Annotated in this window: 18 protein-coding genes and 1 pseudogene; 8 read left to right on the top strand and 11 right to left on the bottom strand. The window is 70.9% G+C overall.

Translation table 11 applies throughout. From position 1 onward, the window contains the following. Window positions 1–440 precede the first annotated feature (440 nt). On the top strand, window positions 441–986 hold the full coding sequence (locus ACFWSK_RS33405; RefSeq protein ID WP_383794615.1) for a hypothetical protein: 546 nt from the start codon (window positions 441–443) through the stop codon (window positions 984–986). Here ACFWSK_RS33405 and ACFWSK_RS33400 read toward each other — a convergent pair. The 4 genes from ACFWSK_RS33400 to ACFWSK_RS33385 all read right to left on the bottom strand — a co-directional run bounded on the left by ACFWSK_RS33400 (window position 943) and on the right by ACFWSK_RS33385 (window position 7409). After that, window positions 943–1734, bottom strand: a complete 792-nt coding sequence (locus tag ACFWSK_RS33400; protein ID WP_383794612.1) for an IS5 family transposase — start codon at window positions 1732–1734, stop codon at window positions 943–945. The two genes, ACFWSK_RS33405 and ACFWSK_RS33400, sit on opposite strands and share 44 nt — an antisense overlap. A gap of 267 nt (window positions 1735–2001) precedes the next feature. Further along, complete coding sequence (locus tag ACFWSK_RS33395; RefSeq protein ID WP_383794608.1) at window positions 2002–2679, bottom strand: SMI1/KNR4 family protein; 678 nt, start codon at window positions 2677–2679, stop codon at window positions 2002–2004. 1479 nt (window positions 2680–4158) lie between these two features. Then, entirely contained in the window at window positions 4159–5853 is a 1695-nt protein-coding gene (locus ACFWSK_RS33390) for an AbgT family transporter (protein WP_383794605.1), read from the bottom strand. Then, entirely contained in the window at window positions 5850–7409 is a 1560-nt protein-coding gene (locus ACFWSK_RS33385) for a leucyl aminopeptidase family protein (RefSeq protein ID WP_383794602.1), read from the bottom strand. Before ACFWSK_RS33385 ends, ACFWSK_RS33390 begins: the two co-directional genes overlap by 4 nt. Before the next feature lie 180 nt (window positions 7410–7589). Here ACFWSK_RS33385 and ACFWSK_RS33380 point away from each other — a divergent pair. Next, window positions 7590–7703, top strand: a pseudogene (locus ACFWSK_RS33380) (IS5/IS1182 family transposase); the annotation flags it as partial. Between the two features lie 156 nt (window positions 7704–7859). On the opposite strand, the gene ACFWSK_RS33375 reads toward ACFWSK_RS33380, so the two are convergent. After that, window positions 7860–9134, bottom strand: a complete 1275-nt coding sequence (locus tag ACFWSK_RS33375) for an MFS transporter (protein ID WP_383794599.1) — start codon at window positions 9132–9134, stop codon at window positions 7860–7862. A 170-nt stretch (window positions 9135–9304) separates the two neighbouring features. On the opposite strand from ACFWSK_RS33375, the gene ACFWSK_RS33370 reads away from it, so the two are divergent. From ACFWSK_RS33370 to ACFWSK_RS33350, 5 genes are all read left to right on the top strand, one after another. Next, the gene (locus ACFWSK_RS33370) at window positions 9305–9628 is read left to right on the top strand and encodes a rhodanese-like domain-containing protein (protein WP_383794596.1); all 324 of its coding nucleotides are present in this window, start codon (window positions 9305–9307) and stop codon (window positions 9626–9628) included. 95 nt (window positions 9629–9723) lie between these two features. Continuing rightward, complete coding sequence (locus ACFWSK_RS33365) at window positions 9724–11112, top strand: rhodanese-like domain-containing protein (protein WP_383794593.1); 1389 nt, start codon at window positions 9724–9726, stop codon at window positions 11110–11112. A 105-nt stretch (window positions 11113–11217) separates the two neighbouring features. Then, on the top strand, window positions 11218–11802 hold the full coding sequence (locus ACFWSK_RS33360) for a rhodanese-like domain-containing protein (protein ID WP_383794590.1): 585 nt from the start codon (window positions 11218–11220) through the stop codon (window positions 11800–11802). Next, window positions 11799–12719: a sulfite exporter TauE/SafE family protein gene (locus tag ACFWSK_RS33355; RefSeq protein WP_383794587.1), complete on the top strand. Its 921-nt coding sequence runs from the start codon at window positions 11799–11801 to the stop codon at window positions 12717–12719. The genes ACFWSK_RS33360 and ACFWSK_RS33355 overlap by 4 nt, the downstream gene beginning before the upstream one ends. 47 nt (window positions 12720–12766) lie before the next feature. Beyond that, a complete protein-coding gene (locus ACFWSK_RS33350) occupies window positions 12767–13033 on the top strand; it encodes a metal-sensitive transcriptional regulator (protein WP_383794584.1) in 267 nt (88 codons plus the stop codon). 321 nt (window positions 13034–13354) lie between these two features. Here the strand turns inward: ACFWSK_RS33350 and ACFWSK_RS33345 are convergent, their stop codons facing one another. Continuing rightward, window positions 13355–15235, bottom strand: coding sequence for a hypothetical protein (locus tag ACFWSK_RS33345; RefSeq protein WP_383794582.1), 1881 nt, complete (start codon window positions 15233–15235; stop codon window positions 13355–13357). Window positions 15236–15396: 161 nt separating this feature from the next. Between ACFWSK_RS33345 and ACFWSK_RS33340 the strand changes: the two genes are divergently transcribed. Beyond that, complete coding sequence (locus ACFWSK_RS33340; RefSeq protein ID WP_383794579.1) at window positions 15397–16398, top strand: helix-turn-helix transcriptional regulator; 1002 nt, start codon at window positions 15397–15399, stop codon at window positions 16396–16398. A gap of 154 nt (window positions 16399–16552) precedes the next feature. On the opposite strand, the gene ACFWSK_RS33335 is transcribed toward ACFWSK_RS33340, so the two are convergent. From ACFWSK_RS33335 to ACFWSK_RS33315, 5 genes are all read right to left on the bottom strand, one after another. Further along, window positions 16553–18043 carry a phytoene desaturase family protein gene (locus tag ACFWSK_RS33335; RefSeq protein WP_383794576.1) on the bottom strand — a complete coding sequence of 497 codons (1491 nt, stop codon included), beginning with the start codon at window positions 18041–18043 and terminating at the stop codon, window positions 16553–16555. Window positions 18044–18149: 106 nt separating this feature from the next. After that, entirely contained in the window at window positions 18150–20006 is a 1857-nt protein-coding gene (locus ACFWSK_RS33330; protein WP_383794574.1) for an ABC transporter ATP-binding protein, read from the bottom strand. Continuing rightward, window positions 20003–20812 carry a class I SAM-dependent methyltransferase gene (locus ACFWSK_RS33325; protein ID WP_383794571.1) on the bottom strand — a complete coding sequence of 270 codons (810 nt, stop codon included), beginning with the start codon at window positions 20810–20812 and terminating at the stop codon, window positions 20003–20005. Before ACFWSK_RS33325 ends, ACFWSK_RS33330 begins: the two co-directional genes overlap by 4 nt. After that, window positions 20809–21417, bottom strand: a complete 609-nt coding sequence (locus ACFWSK_RS33320) for a hypothetical protein (protein ID WP_383794569.1) — start codon at window positions 21415–21417, stop codon at window positions 20809–20811. The genes ACFWSK_RS33325 and ACFWSK_RS33320 overlap by 4 nt, the downstream gene beginning before the upstream one ends. Continuing rightward, window positions 21414–23327: an alpha/beta fold hydrolase gene (locus tag ACFWSK_RS33315; protein WP_383794566.1), complete on the bottom strand. Its 1914-nt coding sequence runs from the start codon at window positions 23325–23327 to the stop codon at window positions 21414–21416. Before ACFWSK_RS33315 ends, ACFWSK_RS33320 begins: the two co-directional genes overlap by 4 nt. Between the last annotated feature and the right edge of the window lie 129 nt (window positions 23328–23456).

Below are 23456 nucleotides of genomic sequence, written 5' to 3'. Positions count from 1 at the left end.
GTGGCCGTGCGATGCTCGTGGGAGCGCCGGATTTGCGATCGCGGCTACAGGCAACGTCGTAAGTGTGAGACGACGTTGCCGCGGGGAGGCACGGCGGGGCTGGCACCAGGAGGGTTTCGTGTCAGGGGCCGTAGGGGTTCCAGTGCCCGAGGAACGGCTTCAGGTCGTCGTTCGGGGATGAGGGGCATCCGGAGTGGCGTGTTCAGCGGGTCGAGGCGCTCGGCGGTGGTGTCTGCCCAGATGATCCATGCCTCGGCTTCGGTTCTGGTTTGGCCTGAGTGGTTGTTGTCTTTCCGGGCTTGATGGCTCTGTTTCCGCTGTTCAGGAATAGGGTCGGCGGGCCTGTGACAGTGGTGACGTGACGTGACGTGACGTGACGTGACGTGACGTGACGTGACGTGATGTGATGTGACGTGTCGTTGCTCGGGTGGAGGTCCTGGATGCCGTCGGTCGTGGGGATGCTGGAACTGCGTGAGCTCACTGCTCGCCGTCGGGTGGACGACCTGCGGGAGGAGGCCGACCGCATCCAGGCGGAGCTGGACGTGGCCGAGCGTGAGTGGAACGAGTGGGTCATCGCTCGCTCTCGCGTCGGTGAGGTGCTGGCCCCCGGCGGCGATGCCGTGGTTGGCCCCGCCGCATCCGCGGGTCTGCCGGCTTCCAGTGGGCAACCGGTGCGATCCGGGCCGGCGGGAGCGGCGAAGCCGAAGTCGGTGGTGCCGATGTGGCGGGCGGGACTGGCCTGGTCGGCCCTGTCGGCGGATTACCAGCGCATTCTGCAAGCTCTCGCGGACCGGAACCGGCTCAGTCATGGCCCATTGACGTGCCAGGAGATGGCAGCCTGCTTCGGCCTGGACCCGGTGCCGGGGAAGGTGGAAGCCTTGCGGTCGAAGGCGAAGCGACTGGTAGCCCGGGGTTGGTTGGTCGAGTCGGCGCCTGGTCGGTTCACGCTCGCGAAGAACGTGACCGGGCGAGGCGGCGGGTCATGAGCGTCGTCATCGACCAGTAGATCATCGCTTCCGCGCTGCTGGTGGAGCGCTCGAAGTCGCGTACCAGTCGGCGGCTTTGCATCAGGTGGGCGAAGAACCGTTCCACGATCCACCGCTTCGGCAGCACGACGAAGCCGCGCATTGCGTCGCTGCGCTTGACGATGGCCAGGACCACGGCGAGTACAGCGAGGCTGTACTCGACGAGCTTTCCGGTGTAGCCGCCGTCGGCCCTGACCAGAGCGAGGAGGTGGTGCGCGGCGGCGACCTCGGCGAGCAGCACCTGGGCGGCGGCACGGTCGCCGACATCCGCGGCGGTGACCATCACAGCGAGCAGCAGGCCGAGCGTGTCGACCACGACGTGCCGCTTGCGGCCGTTGATCAGCTTACCGCCGTCGAAGCCCAGGCCGTCGGATCCGACCACGGCGTCCGCCTTGACCGACTGGGAGTCGATCACGCCGGCGCTCGGCTCCGGATCCCGCCCGGCCTGCTCACGGACCTGGCGGCGGAGGCGGTCGTGGAACTCGCGGACCAGGCCGTGGTCGCGCCAACGTCGGAAGAACGCGTAGACCCGGTCCCACGGCGGGAAATCGACCGGCATGGCCCGCCACTTCGTGCCGTTGTCGACCAGGTAGCGGATCGCGTCCAGTAGCGCTCGGTGACAGTACGCCTCCGGCTGGCCGCCTCGGCCCTGAAGCCAGCGCGGCACAGGCAGCAGCGGCCGGACCGCCACCCACTCGGCGTCGGTCATGTCGGAGGGGTAGCGTCGCACACGTGACCCGTGGTCGGCCGCGTTCCCGTACGCGTGCGCGAGGCAATCACACCGTCGGGCACCCGAGTTGGACGGGTTTGAGGGCGACACGGAAGACTGCGGCACAGGGCCTCCTGTTGCACGCGGACTTCGACACCAGCGAGCTGTTCAGGGGGCCCTGTCTCCATGCGCGCACGGGCCGCAGATCCCCCAACCGGGCGACAAGCGCAGCGTCATGCGTTGCCGTGATCGGCAGCGGACTTCTCGCTATCGGGCCTGGTTGCAGGCAGCTTCGGCGTCTGCGAGCCAGCCGAGGAACCAGCTGGCGAAGCCCAGAGGAGAGCCGTCGGCGTCGCGCATCGGCTGAAGATCCGTGCCATTGATGCGATCGTCACGCCACATTCGGCCTCGCTCTGGCCCGGTAACGACCAGCCAGACCACCATCCCGCAGCCCTCATCGCACAGGCAAAGCGCCCCGGCCGTGCGGCGCGGATCGTACTGAACCTCTCCCAGACGCTCCTCCCACTCCTCAACGGCCGCGGCGAGATCGGCGAGGTCGTCGAACTCCTCCTCCACCGGCCGCTCAGCGAGGATCTCCACCGTCGCCGCTGGATCCGTCCCTCCCGGGAACAGCTCAGCGAACATGCCCGGCTCGACTTCCTCAATGAGCTCTCCGCCCCAGTGCCAGCCTGCGGAACCCTCACGCCGCATGACCGGGAGAATGCCGTAAGCCGGCCCGGCCCCTCCCGCTCCGACATGCAATAGGAACGAGCGATAGTCTTCGGGCAGGTCAACGTCCAGCCATGCCTCGAGGTCCGCCACCTCGGCAGCGGTCAGAGCCGCATCGAGGACAAAGCCGTGCGCCCTCGCCCCGAACACCTTGTCGCCACCTGGCGCTGCGGCCAGAGCCAGAACCCGATCGCGCACCCCGGTCCAGTCGGTCATGGCGTCCGACCCTACCGGCGACCCAGGCGCTCAGCCTGCCTGGGGTGGCAACACCGACGATGAACGGAAGCGCCGCCGTCGAACTGGCGACCGTCAAGATCGGTAGAACAACAGCCACTGAGGGCATGGTCTCGACTCGTGTGCGGGCAGCGGTCACGTACTCGGCCAGTCGGGTCGCGTGGCGCCATGCCGCTTCCTGCGCCTCGAAGTGCCTGACGCAGTACGCCTCGGCGTACTGGACGCGGGCCTTCTCCATGGCGGCTTGCCAGCGGAAGCGCTTCTGGCGTGCTGCCTCGAGTTCCTCCTGGCGTCGGCGTTCGGCGGCTTCGCCGCGGAGTGTGACTTCTTGGGCGATCTCCGCAAGCTGCTCTTCGAGGGGGTGGTCGGGGATGTCGGCCCATTCGTTCGCTCGGTGTGGCTGGCCGCCGCTGAGGGCCAAACGGAGGCGTTCGGACGGGGTGTAGTCGAAACGAGGGATCGTGATCCAGGAGTGCTTCCGGGCCTCGGCGAGTTCCTTCTCGGTCGCGACATGCTCGGTCCGGTCCTGCTCCTGGAGAACGACGAACCCCACCGTGAGCCCTTGCGCGGTGATGGTGAAGTGGGGAGAGCTGGGGAGAGAAGTTCACGTGTACGCCGACACCGATCAGTACAGCGTGCCGGAACCCGTCGGCCTGTGCCGCGTAGCGTCTGGCCAGCGGCGCCAGCAGTGCCAGACAGATCACCCACTGCAGCGGCCAGCGGCAACGCCGCAGCAGGGTCCATACGCGTGTGCCGGGCCTGCGACGGGCGAGGGTGCGCAGGACGTGGTCCGCGCACCACCCCAGTGCGAAGGTGACGGCCACCACGGCGACGGACAGACCCAGCTGCCTGGCCACGCTCACCATGCCCCTCCCGGAGAGCTCACGGGCCGCCTGCGGCGTGCCGGGCCACCCGCAGACTCGGAGGTCTCTGCTGCCCACTGCTGCCGGGGAAGTGCCCGCCCACCGGTGAACCGTCCGCAGGCAGCTTCCTCACAGCCGCCCTGACACGGGGCACTCCTGTCGCCTCTCCGGCGCACCTGCCTGTCCGGGCGGCCACCGGAGCGAGGTTCACCGAGCATCGCTGTGATGCCACCTGGCCGTTGCATGCGTTCACCCCTGACTGCGCAATCCGGAGGCGCAGCCGTGGCCTCCGTCGTTCCGCCGTACCCGGCCCTCCGGCGACGACGGTGTCCCCACGGCCCAACACCAGCCGACCGGGCGGTCGGGGACGTAGCAAGCAGCACCCCGGCATTACCGCCCCACCGCCGAGAGCGGGCTTCCCTGCGACAGAGCGGCCCGCGCTTGCCGCAGGGTGGCTCCGAGGGCTTCGCCCCCCTCCAGACAGACCCAGGATCCGGTGTGTCGGGTCTTCGGACTGCGGCTTCCCCGTGCGGAGCACGTTCGTCCCGGGGAAGCCGGGTCGCCAGGCGGTGCGGCGGGCCGCCGCTGGGGGGCTGGTTCAGAGTTTCACGGGCGCGCCCGGTCCCATGGGGATGCCGATGAGGTACCAGGCGATGAAGAACAGCAGCCAGCCGATGCCGACGATGAGGGTATAGGGGAGCATCAGCGAGATCACCGTGCCGACGCCTGCTTGTTTCCGGTATTTGTCGCACTGCAGCACGATGAACGGCAGGTAGACCATGAGGGGGGTGATGACGTTGGTGGGGGAGTCGCCCACGCGGTAGGCGGCCAGGACGGTCTGGGGTGCGACGTCGAGGCGGATGAACAGCGGGACGAAGATCGGCGCGAAGATCGCCCACTTGGGGATGATGCCGGGGATGATCAGGTTCAGCAGGTAGGTGACCAGGATGAAGCCGATGAGGAGCCACAGGGCGCCGATGTCCGCGCTCTCCAGCTGGTCGGCCAGTTTCACCGCCGCGACCGTGGCCATGTTGCTGTAATTGAAGTACGCGATGAACTGGGCGATGATCAGCAGGAGGAAGATCAGGCCCCCCAGCCCTGCGAACGTCTTGGTGATGGCCTCCATGGACGCCGCGCTGCCGCGCAAAGTGTTGGCTCCTCTGCCGTAGCACAGGCCCATCACCAAGAACGCGATCATGATGATGACGATGAGGCCGTCCATGAACGGCGCGTCCTCGACCAGGCTCCCGGTGTCGGGATTGCGCAGGGGTGCGGAGGGGATGAACGCCAGCAGCGTCACCGCGACGGCCACCGCGGCCAGCCCCCACCCGGCGAAGCGCAGCCCGCGCGCCTCGGCGGCCTTGTTTAGGCCGTCGTCCTGGGTGCGCGGCTGGTTGGCGGCGGATCCCTGCCAGGGGCCCAGGCGCGGCTCGACGACGCGTTCGGTGATGAAGGTGATGAGCGCGGCCAGGAAGAACGTCGAGGCGATGCCGAAGTAGATGTTCGACGTCAGGTTCAGAGACCTGCCCGGATCGACGAGCTGGATGGAGTTGTTGGTGATCTCGGTGATGATCCCGTCGATCGGGGCGATGATCAGGTTCACCCCGAACGCGGCGCTGACACCCGCGAACGCCGCGGCGATACCGGCCAGCGGATGTCGGCCGACGCTGATGAACGCCACCGCCCCCAGGGGGATCAGCACCAGGTAGCCGGCGTCGGAGGCGACGCTGGAGAGGATGCCCGCGAACACGATGATCGCGGTCAGCGCCCACCGCGGGGCGACGGCGACGAGCTTGCGGATCAGCGCGGCGATCAGGCCCGCCTCCTCCGCGAGACCGACACCGACCATCACCACGAGGATCACGGCGACGACACCGAAGTCGTTGAAGTTGTGCGTGGCGGAGGTGAACAGGAACCGCACCCCGTCGCCGGAGAGCAGGCTCTCGACCTTCGCGGTCTCCGTCACCGTCTCGTAGGTGTGCTCGTACTGCGCCTCGGGCGGCACCTCCATCGAGGGGTACTCGGTGCCGCCCTCGTAGGTCTCGGTGACCGGCACCGGCTCGGGCGCCGCGGTCTCGTAGGTCACCCCCACGTCGAACGCGTTCAGGACCGCGGACAGCACGATCACCACCATGCACAGCAGCAGGAAGATCACTGCCGGGTGCGGGACCTTGTTGCCGATCTTCTCGACCGTGTCGAGCATCTTCTGCGAACGGGTCCTGTCGGTCTTGGTTCCCGCGGCGGGCGTCAGGGGTTCCTCAGGGGCATTGTTGCCTCCACGGGGGCTGCTCATGAGGAGGTCACCTCGCTGACGCCGTGATCGGAGGTCGAGGTGGCGTCCTTGGCGGGGGGTTCGAAGTCGAGCGCGAGACGGGTGAGCAGGCGGGCTCCGAAGCCGGTGCAGCCCTTGTTCCGCCACGAGGAGGCGGTATCGCTCTGGGCGGGGCCGGCGATGTCGATGTGCGCCCAGGGCAGTCCGGCCACGAACTCCTCCAGGAACAGCGAGGCGTGGATCGCCGCGGCGTTCGCCCCGCCCATGTTCGCGATGTCGGCGACGTCGGAGTCCAGATCCGGGCGGTAGCGGCTGGACTGGGGCAGTTGCCACGCCGGCTCGTCGACTTCCCGCGCCGCGTGGAGGACCTGGTCGACCAGCGGCTGGGTGTTGCCGAACACCCCGGCCATCTCCGGGCCCAGGGCCCGCAGGCAGGCCCCGGTCAAGGTGGCGATGTCCACGATCGCATCAGGAGTCTCCTCCGCGGCCAGGGCCAGGGCGTCGGCCATGACCAGCCGCCCTTCCGCGTCGGTGTTGAGGACCTCCACGGTCATGCCGCTGCGCATGGTCAGCACGTCACCGAGCTTGGTCGCCGAACCGGAGGGCATGTTGTCGGTGCACATCAGGTATCCGGTCACCGCCGTCGGGCAGTCCAAGGCCCGCAGGACGGACATCGCTCCCAGGATGGCGCCCGCACCGGACATGTCGTTCTTCATGGTGGCGTGCACGCTGTCCGAGGGCTTGAGGCTGATGCCGCCGGAGTCGTACATGATGCCCTTGCCCACCAGCGCCAGCCGCGGCGCCGAACCAGCCGCCCTGTCCGGCACGTACGTCAGTTTGATCATGCGCGGTTCGTCCGTGCTGCCGGCGTTGACGCCCAGCAGTCCCCCGCACCCCAGCGCCCGCAACTCCTGCGGCCCGAACACCTCTACGCCCAGGCCGCACTGGGCGCCCAGCAGCCGGGCGGTGATGGCCATGGCCTCGGCATTGAACAGACTCGGAGGACTGGTGGCCAGATCCCTCGCCAGGAGCGTGGCACGCGCCAGCTCCGCACCTTTCACAGCTCCCCTCTCGGCGCCCTCCCGGGCCTCTGGTGGCACCACGATCACCAGGGCCTGAAGCGGTGTCGAGCCGGGTTCCCGGCGCAGGGGGTCGAAGCTGTACCGGGCGAGGAGAACTCCCTCCACGAGAGCCTGTACCACCTCCTCCATCCCCAGCGGCACCTCCGGTGCCACCAGAGCCAGCCGGGCATGACCAGCGGCCGCTGCGGCGAAGGAGGCACCGGCGTGCCGCAGGACGTTACAGTCCACCGCGGACGCCGGGCCGATGCCGTAGACCACGAGGGGAGGCCCGTCCTCCCGAGGGACCGTCAGAGCCTGGCGGGCCTTGCCCGTCAGCCCGGCCGCACCCAGAGCGCGCACTGACAGACCGCCCGCCTCTGCCCGCTCGCCCCCTTCGGCGAGAGGCATCCCCAGCGCACCGGCCCCGACTCCGGTCCCATCCGGCTCGCCGACGACGCTCACGTCCGGCCGGGAAATCCACGAAGGGATCGGGTCGAACGCAGTTCTACGGCTCACAGCTTGACTCCTCCAGCCACTGTCCGCCGTGGAATCCCCAGACGGCCTGTTCTCAGTAGGCGAGATGCCAGGGCCACCCACCACACACGACACGGCTGCTTAGGCTGATCGAGTCGCACTGCGAGAGGAAGGCATCCATGCCGCGAACCCGCCGGCGACGCCATCGCATTCCTCGCCTTCAAACGAGGCGTCGCCCGCCTGAAGTCCTGGCGGATCTTCCGCAGAAGCCGCTGCAGCCCGAACCGCATGACGGTCATCGCCACCGCGGTCCTCACCCTGGAGAGGCAACGCTGAAAGGCTGATTGAAACGACGCCCAAGCTCGGAGTTCGAGACACCGGCCGCCTCATCCTCAGTGCTCGCAGGACTCCCTTATTGCGCGCCGCCGTTGGAACCGTGTCCTGTCTGGCCGGGTTCGGCCTCTCGGATACGAGCGTGGGTGCCCTGCGGGGTCACTGGCCAGGCCGTTCCGTGATCCAGCGCGCGGCGAGTAGGCCGGATAGCGCGGTGAGAACGGCAGCGGCGAGGACTGTCGTCTGCAGGCCGAGTGCGTCAGCTAGGACGCCCGCGAGGAGGGCTCCGGCCGCGTAACCGAGGTCGCGCCAGAAGCGGTAGGTACCCAGCGCGTTCGCCCGCGAGGCGGGTTGGGTGTGGTCGGAGACGGAGGCGATGAGCGCCGGGTAGACCATCGCCGTGCCCAGTCCAAGGGCTACGGCGGAGAGAACGCCCGCGAGGAGGGGACGGTCAAGGATCACCAAGGCTGCGAGGAGGCCGCCAGCTTGGACGAGCATGCCCGTGACGATGAGCGGTTTACGACCGATCCGGTCTGCCAGGTGGCCTGCGGGTATCTGTCCGATGCCCCACAGGAGTGGATAGAGCCCCTTGATCAGGCCAATGGCGGCAATGCCGAGTCCGTGGTCGGCGAAGAGTAGTGGGAAGACGCCCCAGGTGAGGCCGTCGTTGAGGTTGTTGACGAAGCCTGCCTGGCTGGCGCCGCGCAAGGAGCGGTTGCGCCACGATGTGCGCGCGAACACTGCCGTGAATGTGAATGACTGGTCCCGTTCCTTTGGGGCCTCTGCGGGCGGCGTCCGGGACAGTTCGAGGGCGACGTGGGCGCCGGTGTCCCGTACAAGAAGTGAGAGGCCGAACCCGGCGGCGACGAAGAGGATGCCGATTGCTTCGGGGGCCGGCCGTAGGCCGTGGGAGGCGGCCAGGTAGCCGGTGAGCAGGGCGGTCGTACCGACGGCGATATATCCGGCGGCCTCGTTGAGTCCAGTGGCCAGACCTCGGCGCGTCGGTCCCACAAGGTCGATCTTCATGTTTACGGTCATCGACCACGTCATGCCCTGGTTGACGCCGAGCAGGACGTTCGCAGCCAGGATCCACCACCAGGACGGGCCCCATGCCAGGGCGAAGGGCACCGGCACACCGACGAGCCACCCGGTCAGGAGGAGCTGCCGCCGCCGGAAGCGGGCCGTGAGGGCGCCTGCCGCGAGGTTGGTGAGGGCTTTGGTGAGGCCGAAGGCGACGATGAAGGAGAAAACGACCAGGTTGCTCGTCAATCCGAAGAGGTCAGTGCCGATGAGAGGGACCGTCGTGCGCTCCAGGCCGACGAGCGCGCCGACACTGGCTGTGACGATCACCAGCAGGGTGAACTGAGCCCAGTTCTCCCGCAGGCCCAGCCTCACTCCCGGTGTGGGCAGGACCGTTCCGGCCCGCTGCTCCATCGCCCCTCCATCCCGCTTAGATCTGACAACCTGCAGGCCAGAATACCCCCACGGGTATTTTTGCTATGTGATCTGCAATACCCCCCGGGGTATTTGACTTCTTGCCGCCGGGCTGTCTACGGTCGAAAGTGTTCGATACCCGGGGGGGTATACGAAGGCGAGGAATCTTCATGCGTGAAGTGGATCTGGCCGTTCTTGCGAGCGAGCTCGCGAACGGCGCGTTCGTGATCGACGTCCGGGAGCCGGAGGAGTACCAGGCAGGCCATGTGCCCGGCGCCCACCTCGTATCGCTGTCCACGCTCGACGCTGCCGTGAGCGCTCTGCCCGAAGGCCGGACCGTCTACGTGATCTGCGCGAGCGGCAACCGCAGCGGCCGGGCCGTCGAGCACCTCGAGGCTCTCGGTGTCGACGCCGCCTCGGTTGCGGGCGGCACCGCCGCCTGGGCCTGGGCTGGTCGACCCATCGACCGCGGCGCTGCGGCCAAGGCCGCATGAGGCCCGAACCCCCGGGCCTCTTCGGAAGGCGCAGCCGCGCCTTCGACCGACTTTCCGCACCCGGCAGGGTGCGCGTCCCCGACGGAGGGTTTGCCGTGTTCTTCGCCCAGTACTACCTCGACTGCCTGTCACAGGCGTCGTACATGATCGCCGACGAGACCACCGGCCAGGCCGTGGTCGTCGACCCGCGCAGAGACATCTCGGAGTACCTGGCCGATGCCCAGGCGCACGGATTCACCGTCGTGGGCGTCATCAACACCCACTTCCACGCCGACTTCGTCGCCGGCCACCTGGAGATGGCCGATCACACCGGTGCGTGGATCGGCTACGGCCACCACGCCGAGACCGAGTACCCCATCCGCAAGCTCACCGACGGCGAACGTGTCTCTCTCGGCGATGTCACCCTGCAGATCATGGAGACTCCGGGGCACACCCCCGAGTCGATCAGCGTCCTTGTGTACGAGTACGCCGACGACGGGGTTCCCTACGGGGTGCTGACCGGCGACGCGCTGTTCATCGGCGACGTCGGCCGTCCCGACCTGCTCGCGTCCGTGGGCGTGACCGCCGACCAACTCGGTGCGATGCTCCACGACAGCGTCCAGAACAAGCTGATGGCACTGCCCGACGCGGTGCGGGTTTTCCCCGCCCACGGCGCCGGCTCCTCGTGCGGCAAGAACCTCTCCACCGAGAAGCAGTCCACCATCGGAGAACAGCGCGCCACCAACTACGCCTGCGCCCCTATGAGCCGTGAGGACTTTGTTGCCCTCGTCACGGCCGGCCAGTCCGCCGCGCCCGGGTACTTCGCCTTCGACGCGGAACTCAACCGCAAGGACCGCCTCCTGTTCGACCCGGCCGCGGCGCCCCGCCCGCTGTCGTTGACCGAGTTCACCGAGCTCCGGCAGGCGGGGGCCGTCGTCGTCGACGCCCGTTCCCCGCAAGAATTCGCCAACGGTCACCTGAGCGGGGCGGTCAACGTACCCGCCGAGGGACGGTTTGCCGAGCAGGCGGGCACCGTCCTCGACCCGGCCGACGAGCTGATTGTCATGGCTCCGGAGAACCGGGAGGAGGAGGTTGTCACCCGCCTCGCCCGCATCGGCTTCGACCGTGCGACGGGATACCTCCGCAACCCCGAGGACGCCCTGAAGGAGCTGGCCGATGAGGCCGTTCCCGCGAGCCGCCTGACCGCCGCACAGCTGCGCACCACCCTGCGAGGGGAGAACCCTCCGCTCGTCGTCGACGTACGCACCTGCGGAGAGCGCAGCGCGAACGGCTTCATCGACGGCGCCCTGCACATGGCCCTGAGCGAATTGCCCACGCGCCTGGACGAGATCCCCGCCGACCGGCCCCTGGTCCTGCACTGCGCGGGCGGTCACCGCTCCTCGATCGCCGCCAGCTTCCTGCGCCACCGCGGCTTCGAGGACGTCTCCGACATCCTCGGCGGCTATGCCGCCTGGGCTCTGTCGGCGCACCCCGACAACGCCTGACCAGCCTCCTCCCGGCACGCCCCGGGCAGCGGCATCCCCCGCCCGGGGCCACCACCCCTACTCCTATACCCCCAGGGGTATAGGACTCTTCGAACGGAGCCTCCCATGACCGAGAAGCCCGACCAGACCTCCTCAATCGTTCCCGCCGTCCTGCACCGCCTCGTAAAGGAGGGACGCGCACCGCGAATCCTCGACGTGCGCACGCCCGGCGAGTTCCGCACGGTCCACATCCCCGGCGCATACAACGTGCCCCTCGACACGCTGCGCGAGCACCGGAACGAACTGCTGGCCCACCTCGACGAGGACGTCGTCCTGGTCTGCCGTTCCGGGGCCCGTGCGGCCCAGGCCGAAAAGGCGCTGGCCGAGGCCGGTCTGCCGAACCTCCGTGTTCTGGGAGGCGGCATCAATGCCTGGGAGGCGGCAGGCGCGCCCACGAACCGCGGCGACGACCGCTGGGAGATGGAGCGTCAGGTGCGTCTCGTCGCCGGTTCGATCGTTCTCGTGACCGGAGTGGTGGGCATCGTCGTTCCCGGCGCACACCTCATCGGAACCGTGGTCGGCGCCGGCCTGACGTACGCGGCTCTGAGTAACTCCTGTGCCATGGGTGTCCTGCTGTCCAAGCTCCCCTACAACCGTGGACCGCGCACCGACATCCACAGTGTGATCGCGGAGCTGCGGGGCACGTCATGACCGCCCTGGTCATCGTGGCATCGCTGTTCGTCGGTGTCAGCCTCGGCATTCTCGGCGGCGGGGGGTCGATCCTGACCGTGCCGATCCTCGTCTACCTGGCCGGACAGGGCACCAAGGAGGCCATCGCCACCTCCCTGTTCGTCGTCGGCGTGACCAGCATTGCCGCGCTGATCCCCCACGCCCGCGCCCACCGGGTGCGATGGAGGACCGGCCTGCTCTTCGGCGCCTTCGGTATGGTCGGCGCCTACGGCGGCGGCCGGGTCGCCGAGTACATCCCCGGCACCGCGCTCCTCGTCGCGTTCGCCCTGATGATGCTCGCCACGGCGGTGGCCATGCTCCGCAAACCGAGCCGGCGCACCGAATCAAAGCCCCGGCACCGTGACCACCCTGTGAAGCGCATCGCAGTAGAGGGTCTGGTCGTCGGCGCCGTCACGGGCCTGGTGGGCTCCGGCGGCGGCTTCCTCGTCGTACCCGCCCTTGCGATCCTCGGCGGACTGCCCATGAGCATCGCGGTCGGCACCTCACTCCTCGTCATCTCCATGAAGTCCTTCGCAGGGCTGGCCGGGCACCTCTCGGGCGTACAGATCGACTGGGGTCTGGCGCTGATCGTGACTGCGGCTGCCATCGTCGGCAGCCTCCTGGGGGCGCGCCTCGCAGGCCGCATCCCTCAGGACACCCTGCGCGCGGTCTTTGGGTGGTTCGTCGTCGTCATGGGCGTCTTCGTCCTCGCCCAGCAACTCGACACCGGGATCTGGACCCACCCCGCCACGTGGGCCGGAATTGGCATCACGTTGCTCGCTGTCGTCGCTGCCCGAATACGGCAGGTAACCCGCGCCGGGCATGAATGCTCAATGGGGATATCTGGGACACATCCGACCGTCAGCACGAGCCATCACGAGACTATCGAGCACAGGTAAATATACCCACCGGGGTATGCTGGGAGCGGCTACTGGAGGAGGACTCCGTGCAGGTGGAAGAAGAGGCCGTACGCCCAGTCCTGAACCGACTCAGGCGGGCCCAGGGGCAGCTGGCCGCTGTCATCGCAATGGTTGAAGCGGGACGTGACTGCAAGGACGTTGTCACCCAGCTCGCCGCGGTATCCCGAGCCCTGGACCGGGCGGGTTTCAAGATCGTGGCCAGCGGGATGCGCCAGTGTCTCGCAGAGAGCGCCGATGGCGCCCCGCCCATGTCGGAAGAAGAGTTGGAGAAGCTCTTCCTCGCCCTGGCCTGACGGCCATGTGGCCGATATGCCAGGGCGTTGGCCAGGCGGCACCTGAGTGGACACTGCCTGTCGATGTCCCGGGCGGTCAAGCAGCGAGAAGATGCGCTGGCTCGACGACAGAGCAACCGCCTCAGCGCGAAGGCGGTCGACGCCCTGTTCGTCACCGCTCCGCACCCGGCGACAGGAAAACTCGTCCGGCCGTCCTGGTGGAACTCAACGAAGCAGACATGGAGTCACCCTGTGGGCGCGCCCATCACGCCCCGGTATCGCTATCGGCACACCCTCGTCCCTCCCGCGCGCTGTGCGGAGGCGCTGCGGGCAGCTCTCGCCTCAGTCCGCCGTCAGCCGTCGCCCCAGGAGGTCCAGTCCGTGCCGGAGCCGGCGGAAGTAGGTGGCCCGGCTCATGTGGAGCCTGCGTGCCAGCTGCTGATGGGTCTGCGGGCGCCCGAGGTAGTAGTGCAGCAGGATCCAGCCGGCCTCGGCGTCCTCGGGTACGACGCTGTCCGCCAGCACGCGCACCCCGTCCCTCAGCGCCTCCCGCAGGTCCTCGGCCGTCGCCGTGCGCGGGGGGCGCAACAGAGGGCTGTGCGCCAGCCAGTCGGCGTCGGTGATGTGGGCGAGGGCCTGCCCCACATCAGGGCCGGTGGGATGCAGGGGGCCGCCGGGCCCCGGTCCGAGGGCGAGCCGTCCCACCCAGTCGGTGATCGCGTCGAGGCCGAAGTCCTGGCTGTAGATCTCGGGTTTCCGGCCGCACCGGTAGACGTCGTCGGTGGTGGTGCCGTGCTGCTGGAAGCGCAGGCCGGTCAGGAGCTGCTGGTAGTGCGGGTTCGGCGTGGAGACGGTCAGCAGCAGGCTGTTGGCCATGACGTGGTGCAGCAGGTCGCGCAACAGCCGCGCGTGCAGGCCACGCTCCGGGCAGTACGCGGCTCCGAGGACCAGGGACTGCGTCCGCCGCCCGCCCATCAGCCGGTCGGTGTGCTGCTGGAGGAGGGGCTCCATGCTGCCGACGGTACGGTCGGCGACGCGGACCAGGCCCATGACGCCCACGGCCCGGCCGTCGCCGTTCCGGGCCAGCCGGAAGCCGGCTGGGTCGTCGTGCAGCCACTGCTCCACCAGGCGTTCCGTGCGCCGGGTGTCCATGCCCCCTTGCCGTGCCCACTGGTGCATAAGCCCGCCGATGTCATCGGCGTCGCCCGGGACCGCGGTCTGGATCGCGCCGTCGGTCGCGCTCGCCGGGAACAGCGTCTCGCGGATGACGGTGTCGTCGCTGAGGGCCATGGTTCCCTCGGCGAGACGGCTCCGGCGGGCGACGGTCGTCTCCGCCGCCAGTTGCCGTCTCCGGTGGGTGAGCGCGCGGGACCGTGAACCGCTGTGGGCCGTGGGCCGCCGCCACCGGTGGGCCTGTTCGATCACGCCGCGGAACGGTTCGAGGACGGAGAGCCCGAGTTCCGTACGGGTCACGAGACTCAGTCTGCCGAGGGTGTCGAAGAGCTCCTGGCCCGCTCCGAGGAGTTCCCGGTCCCCGCCCCACATGGTGGCGAGCTTCTCCAGGGCGTGCTGCCACCGGTGGGCGGGCTGCTCGCGGGAGAGCCGCTCGGTGATCTCCTGGGCGACCTGGTCGGCGACGGCTCCGGGGGCGTCCGGCGCGGCGCCCGCGTGCAGGGCCCGGCAGGCCGCGCCGGCGATCAGCGGGTTGCCCCCGGCCAGGCGGACGGCCAGGTCCCGTGCCGCCGGGTCGGTCAGTTGCGCGTCGGCCGCCAGCCGTGCGATCCGGTCGTCGGGCCACGGGGCGGCCTCGATGACCGTGGCTCCCGAGAGGGTCCATCCGGGCTGGGCCAGCAAGGACCGCCGGCTCACCAGGAGCAGGGGCCCGGGGTACGCGTCGCGCGCGAGCCGCACGTGCTCCAGCACCGCGAGGGCCTCCGGGCCGTCGGCGCTGTCCAGGACCAGCGGCCGGTCGGTGTGTTCGCCGAGCGCCGCCCGTACGGAGTCCGGGGCGTCGCCGCGGGACAGGTCCAGCACACGCGCCGACGGCAGTCGTGACACGAGCCAGGACTTGCCGCTGCCGAGCGGCCCCGTCAGGTTGACCAGCCGGTGGCTCCGCACCGCATCCCGCAGGACGTCGGGCGTCGCCCGCGCCGGAACACCGGCCGTCGTCGCCTCGGCCGTGAGGCCCCCCGCCACGTTCCCCGCAGGCCCGTCATCGATCACGGCGAACACCCTATTGACCGGGCGCCGCCGCGAGAAGGCTGTGAACCGGATGGGCTTCTGAGACCCCTGTGAGACTGCTGTGGGACCCCGCCGCGTGGGGGCCCGGCTAGCGTCGGTCCGTGATCGCACCAGGCGACAGGACTGAGCACCCGGGGGGCCACGTGAACACCCACAGCATGTCCGTACTCGGCCTTACCAGCACCGAGGAGGACATCTACCGGCACTTCCTGCGGAACCCCGGAACACCTGAGCACGAGGCCCACGGGGTGTTCCCGCCCGACCGGGAGAGCGGCGTAAGGGCCATCGCGCGGCTGCGGGAGCTCTGGCTGCTGCACGGTGACGACCAGAGCACCTGGGCCATGGATCCCCTCGTCGCCGTGCCCCGGCTGGCCGGGGAACAGCTGGACACGGCGCACCGGACGATGCGTCAACTCGTCGACGTACGACCGATCCTGGGTTCGCTGCGGAGCGACGGACCGGCGTCTGGGACCGGCTTTCCCGGGGAGGGAGCCGCCCTGTGCCGGCTGGAGGACCTGCGGCAGGTGCGGGCCCGGGTGTCCCAACTGGCGTTCGGCGCAAGGTCGGAGGTACTTGCGACCGAACCCTACGACGCCCTGTCGCCGGAGAACGCCGCCTATGCCCAGCACCTCGACCTGGGCCGGCTGAGCAAGGGGGTGCGGGTCCGGGTCCTCGTGCGCGGGACGGCACTCGCGGACCCCGGGACCCTGGACCGTCTGCGGCACCTGCACCTCGGCGGGGCGGCCGTCCGGGTCGCGGACGAACTGTCCGAGCTGATCCTCGTCTACGACCGGCACGCGGCCCTGGTGCCCATCGACGCCCGCGACACCGGGCGCGGCGCCCTGTACACCGAGGAGAGCGGACTGGTGAGCAGCCTGGTCGGCCTCTTCGAGCGGCTGTGGGCCGCCGCGACCGACTTCGCCGGCCTGGTGGCGGCCGACACGGGGCAGGTCGCCCGGCTCACCGACACCCAGCGTCTGGTGCTGACCGTCATGTGCGCCGCGAGCAAGGACGAGACGGGCGCCCGGGAGGCCCGGATGTCCCTGCGCACCTACCGGCGGCACATCTCCGATGTGCTGCGCCTGCTGGGCGCCTGCAACCGGGCGCAGGCGGCGTTGCTCGCGCGTGAGCGCGGCTGGGTGTGAGCCTGCCGGCCCGGGCCGGGTGAACGTCCTGCCCGGCCCGCCGCAGGACCCGGCCTGCCGGACGGCGGTCGCCGTGCGAGACCGTATCCCCGGCCCGGCCCCCGGTGACCGCCGTACGACCGTGCCCGCCGCGCAACGGCTCCGCCGGGCGTCCTCACCCCGCCGATGCTCTGCCCCGGTCGTCGCCGCCCGTCCTGGCGCCGGGCCCTCCCAGCGCCGGCAGCGTCAGGCCGAACTCCCGGCGCAGGGCGCTCCGGGCGGCCAGCAGGCCGCACATCCCGTGCACGCCGGGGCCCGGCGGTGTGGCGGCCGAGCACAGATAGACGCCGGGCAGCGGGGTGCGGTACGGGTCCCACCGGGCGACGGGCCGGAACACGGACTGCCGCAGGCCGAGGGCGCCCGTCGCGATGTCCCCGCCGACGTAGTTGGGGTTGTAGCGGGCCAGGTCCGCCCCGGACACGCCGCGTTCGGCGACCACGGTGTCGGTGAAGCCCGGGGCGTACCGCTCGATCGCCGCCCGGACGAGCGGCAGCGGGTCGTGGGCGGAGCCGTGCGGGAGGTGCGCGTACGCCGACACCGGGCGGCGCCCGGCAAGGGCCCGTCCCGGGTCGGCGACCGCCGGATCCACCACCAGCACGAAGGGTCGTTCGCCCGCCGTGCCGCGGGCGTTGGCCGTCTCCTGGCGGAAGACCTCCGCCGCCGTGCCGCCGAGGTGGACGGTCACCGCCCGGCCGACGCCGGGGGCGGACCAGGGGATCGGCTCCGAGACGAGGAAGTCGGCCTTGCCGGCGGCCGGACCGTACCGGTAGCGGCGCAGCGCGCGGGCGTAGCCCGGGGGAAGCCGGTCACCCGCGAGGGCGGCCAGGGCGGTGGGCGAGGTGTCCAGGAGCACCGTGCGGACACCGTCCAGCTCCCGCAGGTCGGTGATCTCCCGCCCGGTGTGCAGGACGCCGCCGTGCGCCTGGATGTCGGCGGCCAGGGCGCCGGCGATGCTCCGGCTGCCGCCGCGCGGTACCGGCCAGCCGGGACCGTGGGCGAGTTGGGCCAGCAGCAGCCCGACGGCGGCGCCGGGCAGCGACGGCAGCGGGCCGGTCAGGTGTGCGGCGGCGCCGGCCAGCAGCGCCCGTGCCTCCTCGCCGCGGAAGGAGAGCGGGCCGAGGCGGGTCCCATGGAGCAGGACCCGGCTCAGCAGGGCCGGGGCGGCCCGGAGTCCGGGCGGCCGTCGCAGGTCGGACAGGAGCAGCCTGGCCAGGTCCTCCCCGTGCGCCAGGAGGGGTTCCATCAGCCGGCGCCAGCGCGTTCCGTCCGGGCCGAGCCCGGCACAGGTCGCGTCGAGGTCGTGCCAGGCCAGAGCCGCCCGCCCGTCGTCGAGGGGGTGGGCGTAGCTGATCTCCGGGCGGAGCATGTCCACCCGCTCGGCGAGGCCGAACTCCCGGAAGAACGGGGAGGACATGCCCATCGGGTGCACCGCCGAGCAGATGTCGTGGATCACGCCGGAGCCGAACAGGTCGGCTCCGCGCAGTCCGCCTCCGAGGGTGTCGGCGGCCTCGTACACCGCGACACGCAGGCCCGCCCGGGCCAGGGCGACCGCGGCGGTGAGGCCGTTGGGGCCGCTGCCGACGACGGCCGCGTCCGCCTCGCTCACCGTGGGCACCCCCGGCCCCCGGCGTGCCGGAGGCCGGTCCGGGCGTCGCCGGGCGCGGGCTGCCGGTGCCGGGCCCGCGGCGGCACGCGTCCGGCGGGGGCGGGGGTCATCCGGCCACTCCCGCGGTGGGCTGCGCGGACGGTGCGCCGGTGGCCGCCTCTGCCGCCGAGGCGGCGCGGGCGCCGTCCGCGAACTGGGCGGCGGCCAGCCGGCGGTAGAGAGCGTCGTCCCGGATGAGCTCCGGATGCGTGCCTACGGCGCGGACCCGGCCGCCGTCGAGGACCACGATGCGGTCGGCCTCGACCACGGTGGAGATGCGGTGCGCGATGGCGACGACCGCGCAGCGGCGGGCGATGCGTCTCAGGCTGTCGCGCAGGGCCGCCTCCGCCTCGGAGTCGAGGTGCGCGGTGGCCTCGTCGAGGAGGATCACAGCGGGCTTCTGCAGCAGGGCGCGGGCCACGCAGAGCCGCTGCCGCTGGCCGCCGGAGAGGCCGATGCCCTGGTCGCCGAGGTGGGTGTCCAGGCCGTCGGGCAGGGCGGCGACCACGTCGGTGAGTCCGGCGAGTTCGACGGCCTCCTCGATGTCCGCCTCGGTGGCGTCGGGCGCGGCGTAGACGATGTTCTCCCGGAGGGTGCCGCGCATCGCGGCGTTGTCCTGCTGGACGTAGCCGACACGGCCGCGGATCTCGGCGGGTTTCAGGTGCGCGATGTCCTTGCCGTCCAGGACGACGGCTCCCTGTCCGGGCCGGTAGAACCTCTCGATGAGCTGGAAGACGGTGGTCTTGCCCGCGCCGGAGACACCGACCAGGGCGGTGAGTCCTCGTCGGGGGACGGTGAAGGAGACCGCGTCCAGGACGGGCCGGTCGCCGTAGCCGAATCGGACGTCCCGGAACTCGACCGCCGGGTGCCCGTCCGGCGGCGCCGGTGTCGGCGCGGGAGGCTCGGGGGCCTCGCCGAGGCCCGGATCCCCACCGGGACGTGAGGCGGTGCCGGGGCCGGGGGTGTCCTCCTGCGGGATGCCGGCCAGTTCGTCCACGCGTTGCACGGCGGCCCGGCCCTGCTGGTAGGTGCCGATCGAGAGGAACACCAGGACCAGTGGGGAGACGAGGTAGAAGAGGTACATCGTGAAGGCCGTGAAGTCGGCGACGCCCAGGGAGCCGGTCGCCACCCGTGCCATGCCGATGCCCATCACGGCGGCCAGCGAGGCCTGCAGACCGACGTTCAGGACAGGTGAGAACAGCGCGTTCAGGACGGTGACCCGGTTGCCGGACCGGCGGACCTTGTCCGCGAGTGCCGCGAGCCGGTCCTCCTCGCGGCCCTCGGCGTTGGCCGCCTTCACGGTGGGCAGGGCGGCCAGCACCCGCTGCAGGTCCGCGCCGAACTCGCCGGTGTCGGCGCGGTTCACCAGGGCCGCCTTGCGCAGCCCGCGGGCCACCCCGATGGAGGCGACGCTCGCGACACCGAGGCAGCCGACGGTCACCAGCAGCAGCCAGACGTCGATCAGGGCCATCATCACGGTCCCGCCGACCACGATCAGTCCGTTGAGAAGGATCTGCGCGAGGCTCTGGGTGAGCGCGATCTTCATCAGCGCGGTGTCGCCCACCAGCCGGGTGTGCACATCGCCCTGCCGCTGGGTGTTCAGGTGCGCGAGGTCGGCGCGCAGGATCTTGCCCGAGAGCAGGACCCGGGCCTCGCGGACGATGTTCTCGCCGGCCCGTCCGATGAGACAGCCCTGGGTCGCGGAGAGCGCGGCGTCCGCCACGAACAGCACGGCCAGCACGGTGACGAGGGCGGCGACCGGTTCGTGTCGGCCGACCGCCTCGATGAGGTGGGCGACGAGCTTGGGCTGGACCAGGGTGGACGCCACCCCGACGATCCCCAACAGCACCCCGCCGGTCAGAAGCTTGCGCTGGGCGCGGCTCAGGTCGGCGACGAGGCCGCGCGGCGCGGCGGCGGTGGTCATGACCGCTCCGGCCGGACGGCGGCGCGGACGAACCGGCTGATGTGGACGGGGCTCTGGGCGGCGACGAACGGCGCGCCCGACCAGTCGCCGTGGAGACTGACCCGTTCGAGCCCGGCGTCGGTCGCGTAGGCGTCGATGTCCTCCGGTGTGGTGAGCCGGGTGACCTCGGTCCCGATCCGGGTGCCGCCGGGTTCGTGCAGCAGGTGGGAGGTGTGCCAGAGGTTCTGTTCGGCGAGCAGCGTGGAGTAGGTCTGGAGCCCGGTCCCGGGTTCGGGGTAGGGCGCGAAGAAGGAGGTGCGGCTGAGCCCTTCGTGCAGGGTGCGGACGAAGCCCGGGTTGTGGGTCTCCACCACCAGGGTTCCTCCGGGGGCGAGGTGACGGGCCGCCCGGGCGACGGCGGCGCGCTGGCCCGCCGGGTCGAGGACCAGTGACATCGTGCCGCAGACGCAGTAGACGAGTCCGTACCGGTCACCGTCGTCGTAGGTGCGGATGTCGCCGTGCACGGGGGTGACGGCGGCCCCGGAGCCGTCGACGGCGGCGCGGAGCCGTTCGAGCATCTCCGGGGAGGAGTCCACTCCGACGACCTCGCCGGTGAGGCGGGCGAGCGGTACGGCGATACGGCCCGTGCCCACGCCGAGTTCGAGGGCGGGCCCGCCGGGATGCCAGGCGGCCAGCGTCGCGGCCGTACGGTCGGCGGAGCCGTCCTGCGGGAAGAGCCGGTCGTAGAAGCCGGCGAAGACCCTGCCGTAACCGATGTCCGTGATCTCGGGGACGGCGGCGTCCGACGGTGCGGTCGCGGTGCTCATGCCTTCTCGCTTTCTGCCGCCGGAGCGGACGTGGTACGCATCGGCGTGTAGGGGGAGACGAAGATGATCTCGGGCTCTTCGGTGTCGTCGTAGCCGGCGTTGCGGACGAGCGTGAACTGGAAGCCCTTGACGCCGGTGGCGCCCGAACGCTCGATGCCGGCCCGGAAGTGGGCGCACAGGATGCGGTATCCGGGCAGCGCGCGGGCCGTCGCGAATCCCTTGTCGAGGTGGCGCATCACCTCGGCGCCCAGGTCGAAGACCGCCTTCTCGGCCCGGCGGCCGGGGAACCAGACGATCTGGTGGGCCCTGCGCCCGGCGATGACCTCCACAGGGACCCACTCGGAGGTCTCCCCGGACTCGTCGAGGGTGCGGCAGTAGAACTGCAGGTCGTGCTGGGCCGGAGTCGGGGCGAAGAAGCGCCAGTTGGGGAAGAGCGTGGAGAACACGTCGAGCCGGACGAGCCTGCTGAACGACGGCTGGGGATGCTGGGAGCAGAGGGTGCCCACCAGCGCGAGACCGGCGAGCAGCCGGACGGTGCCGTCCGTACCGCCGAAGTGGCGGGCGAGCCCCCGGCGGGCGGGCCCTACGAGAACGGTGGTGTTCACCGGGCCTCCTGTCCGGCCGTGGCGGGGCGCTGTCCGGCGGCTTCACCGGCGATGGTCTCGTCGAGGAAGGCCACGAGACTGCGGGCCGCCTCCCCGGCGAGCCGCGGGTCGGTCAGGATGCCGTCGTGGTCGGCGGTCTCGACGACGACGCTGCGGACGGTCCGGCCGGGCAGGTGCGCGTCGGCGAGGTCCTGGTGCATGAGCAGGTGGTCGGGGTCGCGGTCCACCGTGTGCTGGGCCGACAGCACCAGGGCGTGGGTGTCCAGCCGGGCCAGGGGGCCCTCGAAGGACCGGAAGTCCCTTTCCGCGGCCCGCCATTCACGCAGGGCCGCGGTCCACACCCGGGCGTCGGCGAACTCGGCCATCGCCCTGCTCCGCACGGGGACGGGCAGGTTGCGTACCCAGTCGGGTGTCTGCATGAGGATACCGAGTCCCATCCGCAGGCTGACGGAGGTGGTGCGGATCATCTCCTCGACGTGCCGGGCGTTCTTGCCCTGCTGGCCGGACCGGTCGAGCTGCTCGGGATGGGAGCTGTCCACGTAGACGACGGAGTGCGCCCGCTCGCCGAGCCGGGCCGCCGCCCGGCGGGCGATCTCACCGCCCAGGGAGTGCCCGACCAGGACCACCTGGCGTCCCTCCGGGACGGCGGCCCCGATCAGGTCGAGCAGGTCGTCGACCGATTCGCCCAGGTGGTACGGCGTCCGGGCGTGCCGCCTGCTCGCCCCGTAACCGGCCCGGCCGTAGGCCAGCCACTGGCGTCCGCCGGCGTTGAGGGCCCTGGTGTACCAGCTGAAGTGCGCGGGCAGGGCGCCCAGTCCGTGCACGAGGACGGACACCGGGCCGTCGTCGTGCCCGCCGACCGTGCCGTCGTGGGCCAGTTCGTTGCCGTGCCGGGTGATGACCGTGCCGCCGTACACGTGGTCGGTGGTCCGTAGCCGGCGGTGGAACGCGACCGCGGCGGCGGTGGCCGCGGCGCCTGCCAGGAGCAGGCCCGCGGTCGCCGGCATCCGGTCGTCCCGTCCGGCGGCCGCGGGGTGGCTGCGGGGTGTGCTGGTGTAGGCGACCATCGGGTGCATCGCGGTGAAGGCCGGTATGAACCGGCCCAGCCCCATGACGAAGCCGTTGGCGACGTGGAACACGGCGACGCCGCCGATCATCGGACGGGTCAGCAGACCGCCCTTGAGGTACAGCACCGGAAAGAGACACTCCATGGCCAGCACGCCGTGTGCGAGGGCCCGTGCGGAACGGGGGTGGCGACGGGCCAGCCGCCAGACCCTCTCGTGCCCGTAGGTCCGGGTGCGCATGACGCCGGTCAGGGCGGAGCCGTTGCGCCAGTCCTGGCCGAGCAGCTTGACCCAGCCGGAGACGACGTACGACAGGTTGGACTGGAACGCCACGTACCACATCAGGGCGTCCTGGGCGGCGGGCGAGGGGGCGAGCCGGGCCAGGCCGGTCGCGGTCTGCACCATGGTGGACGCCTGGTCGGAGCCGTCCGTGCCGTAGCGGTGGGTGGGGTAGAGCAGGGCGCCGCTGAGGCCCAGGAAGAGGTTGGCCGCTCCACGCCCGCGGCTGTCGCCCGGCAGCAGGAGAGCGGCGCTCGCGGCCACCCGGGCGGCGTGCAGGACCTGGCTCGTCCGCTCGTCGGCGACGATGTCGAGCAGCTTGCGCAGCGGCCTGCCGTAGTGGGCGTGACCCTGCCGCGCGAGCGCCCAGTCGTTCAGTCCCCCCGGTCGTTTCTGATCCGGCATGGTGAGGTGTTCCAGGCTGGACAGCAGGGAGGTGACCGCCGCCAGCCGCTCGGAGGCGCCGAGGGCCTGGCTGCGGGAGACGGGCAGGGGGCCGGTGAGAGCCGACAGCGCCGCTCGGGCGGTGGGCCCGGAGGCTCTGAGCTTGGCGAGGGAAGAGAGCATGGAAGGAACTCCTGGACGGAAGTCGGGCGGCGGCCGGAAGGCGGCGGCGCCGGCGGGGAGCCGGCGGCGGGGTGTTCGGCGTGCGGACTGCCCGGATACGGAAGCGTTCCGGTGCGGGAGGCCGGTGGC

The sequence above is a fragment of the Streptomyces sp. NPDC058620 genome (genome assembly GCF_042717135.1).
Classification (GTDB): domain Bacteria; phylum Actinomycetota; class Actinomycetes; order Streptomycetales; family Streptomycetaceae; genus Streptomyces.
Note: the sequence above shows the minus strand (reverse complement) of the source record. Positions and strands in the feature narration are given on the sequence as shown.

Bases quoted from the DNA above. Each gene is read 5' to 3' on its own strand.
- ACFWSK_RS33405 (WP_383794615.1), top strand. From the start codon at position 441: ATGCCGTCGGTCGTGGGGATGCTGGAACTGCGTGAGCTCACTGCTCGC.
- ACFWSK_RS33400 (WP_383794612.1), bottom strand. From the start codon at position 1,734: ATGACCGACGCCGAGTGGGTGGCGGTCCGGCCGCTGCTGCCTGTGCCG.
- ACFWSK_RS33395 (WP_383794608.1), bottom strand. From the start codon at position 2,679: ATGACCGACTGGACCGGGGTGCGCGATCGGGTTCTGGCTCTGGCCGCA.
- ACFWSK_RS33390 (WP_383794605.1), bottom strand. From the start codon at position 5,853: ATGAGCAGCCCCCGTGGAGGCAACAATGCCCCTGAGGAACCCCTGACG.
- ACFWSK_RS33375 (WP_383794599.1), bottom strand. From the start codon at position 9,134: ATGGAGCAGCGGGCCGGAACGGTCCTGCCCACACCGGGAGTGAGGCTG.
- ACFWSK_RS33370 (WP_383794596.1), top strand. From the start codon at position 9,305: ATGCGTGAAGTGGATCTGGCCGTTCTTGCGAGCGAGCTCGCGAACGGC.
- ACFWSK_RS33360 (WP_383794590.1), top strand. From the start codon at position 11,218: ATGACCGAGAAGCCCGACCAGACCTCCTCAATCGTTCCCGCCGTCCTG.
- ACFWSK_RS33355 (WP_383794587.1), top strand. From the start codon at position 11,799: ATGACCGCCCTGGTCATCGTGGCATCGCTGTTCGTCGGTGTCAGCCTC.
- ACFWSK_RS33330 (WP_383794574.1), bottom strand. From the start codon at position 20,006: ATGACCACCGCCGCCGCGCCGCGCGGCCTCGTCGCCGACCTGAGCCGC.
- ACFWSK_RS33325 (WP_383794571.1), bottom strand. From the start codon at position 20,812: ATGAGCACCGCGACCGCACCGTCGGACGCCGCCGTCCCCGAGATCACG.
- ACFWSK_RS33315 (WP_383794566.1), bottom strand. From the start codon at position 23,327: ATGCTCTCTTCCCTCGCCAAGCTCAGAGCCTCCGGGCCCACCGCCCGA.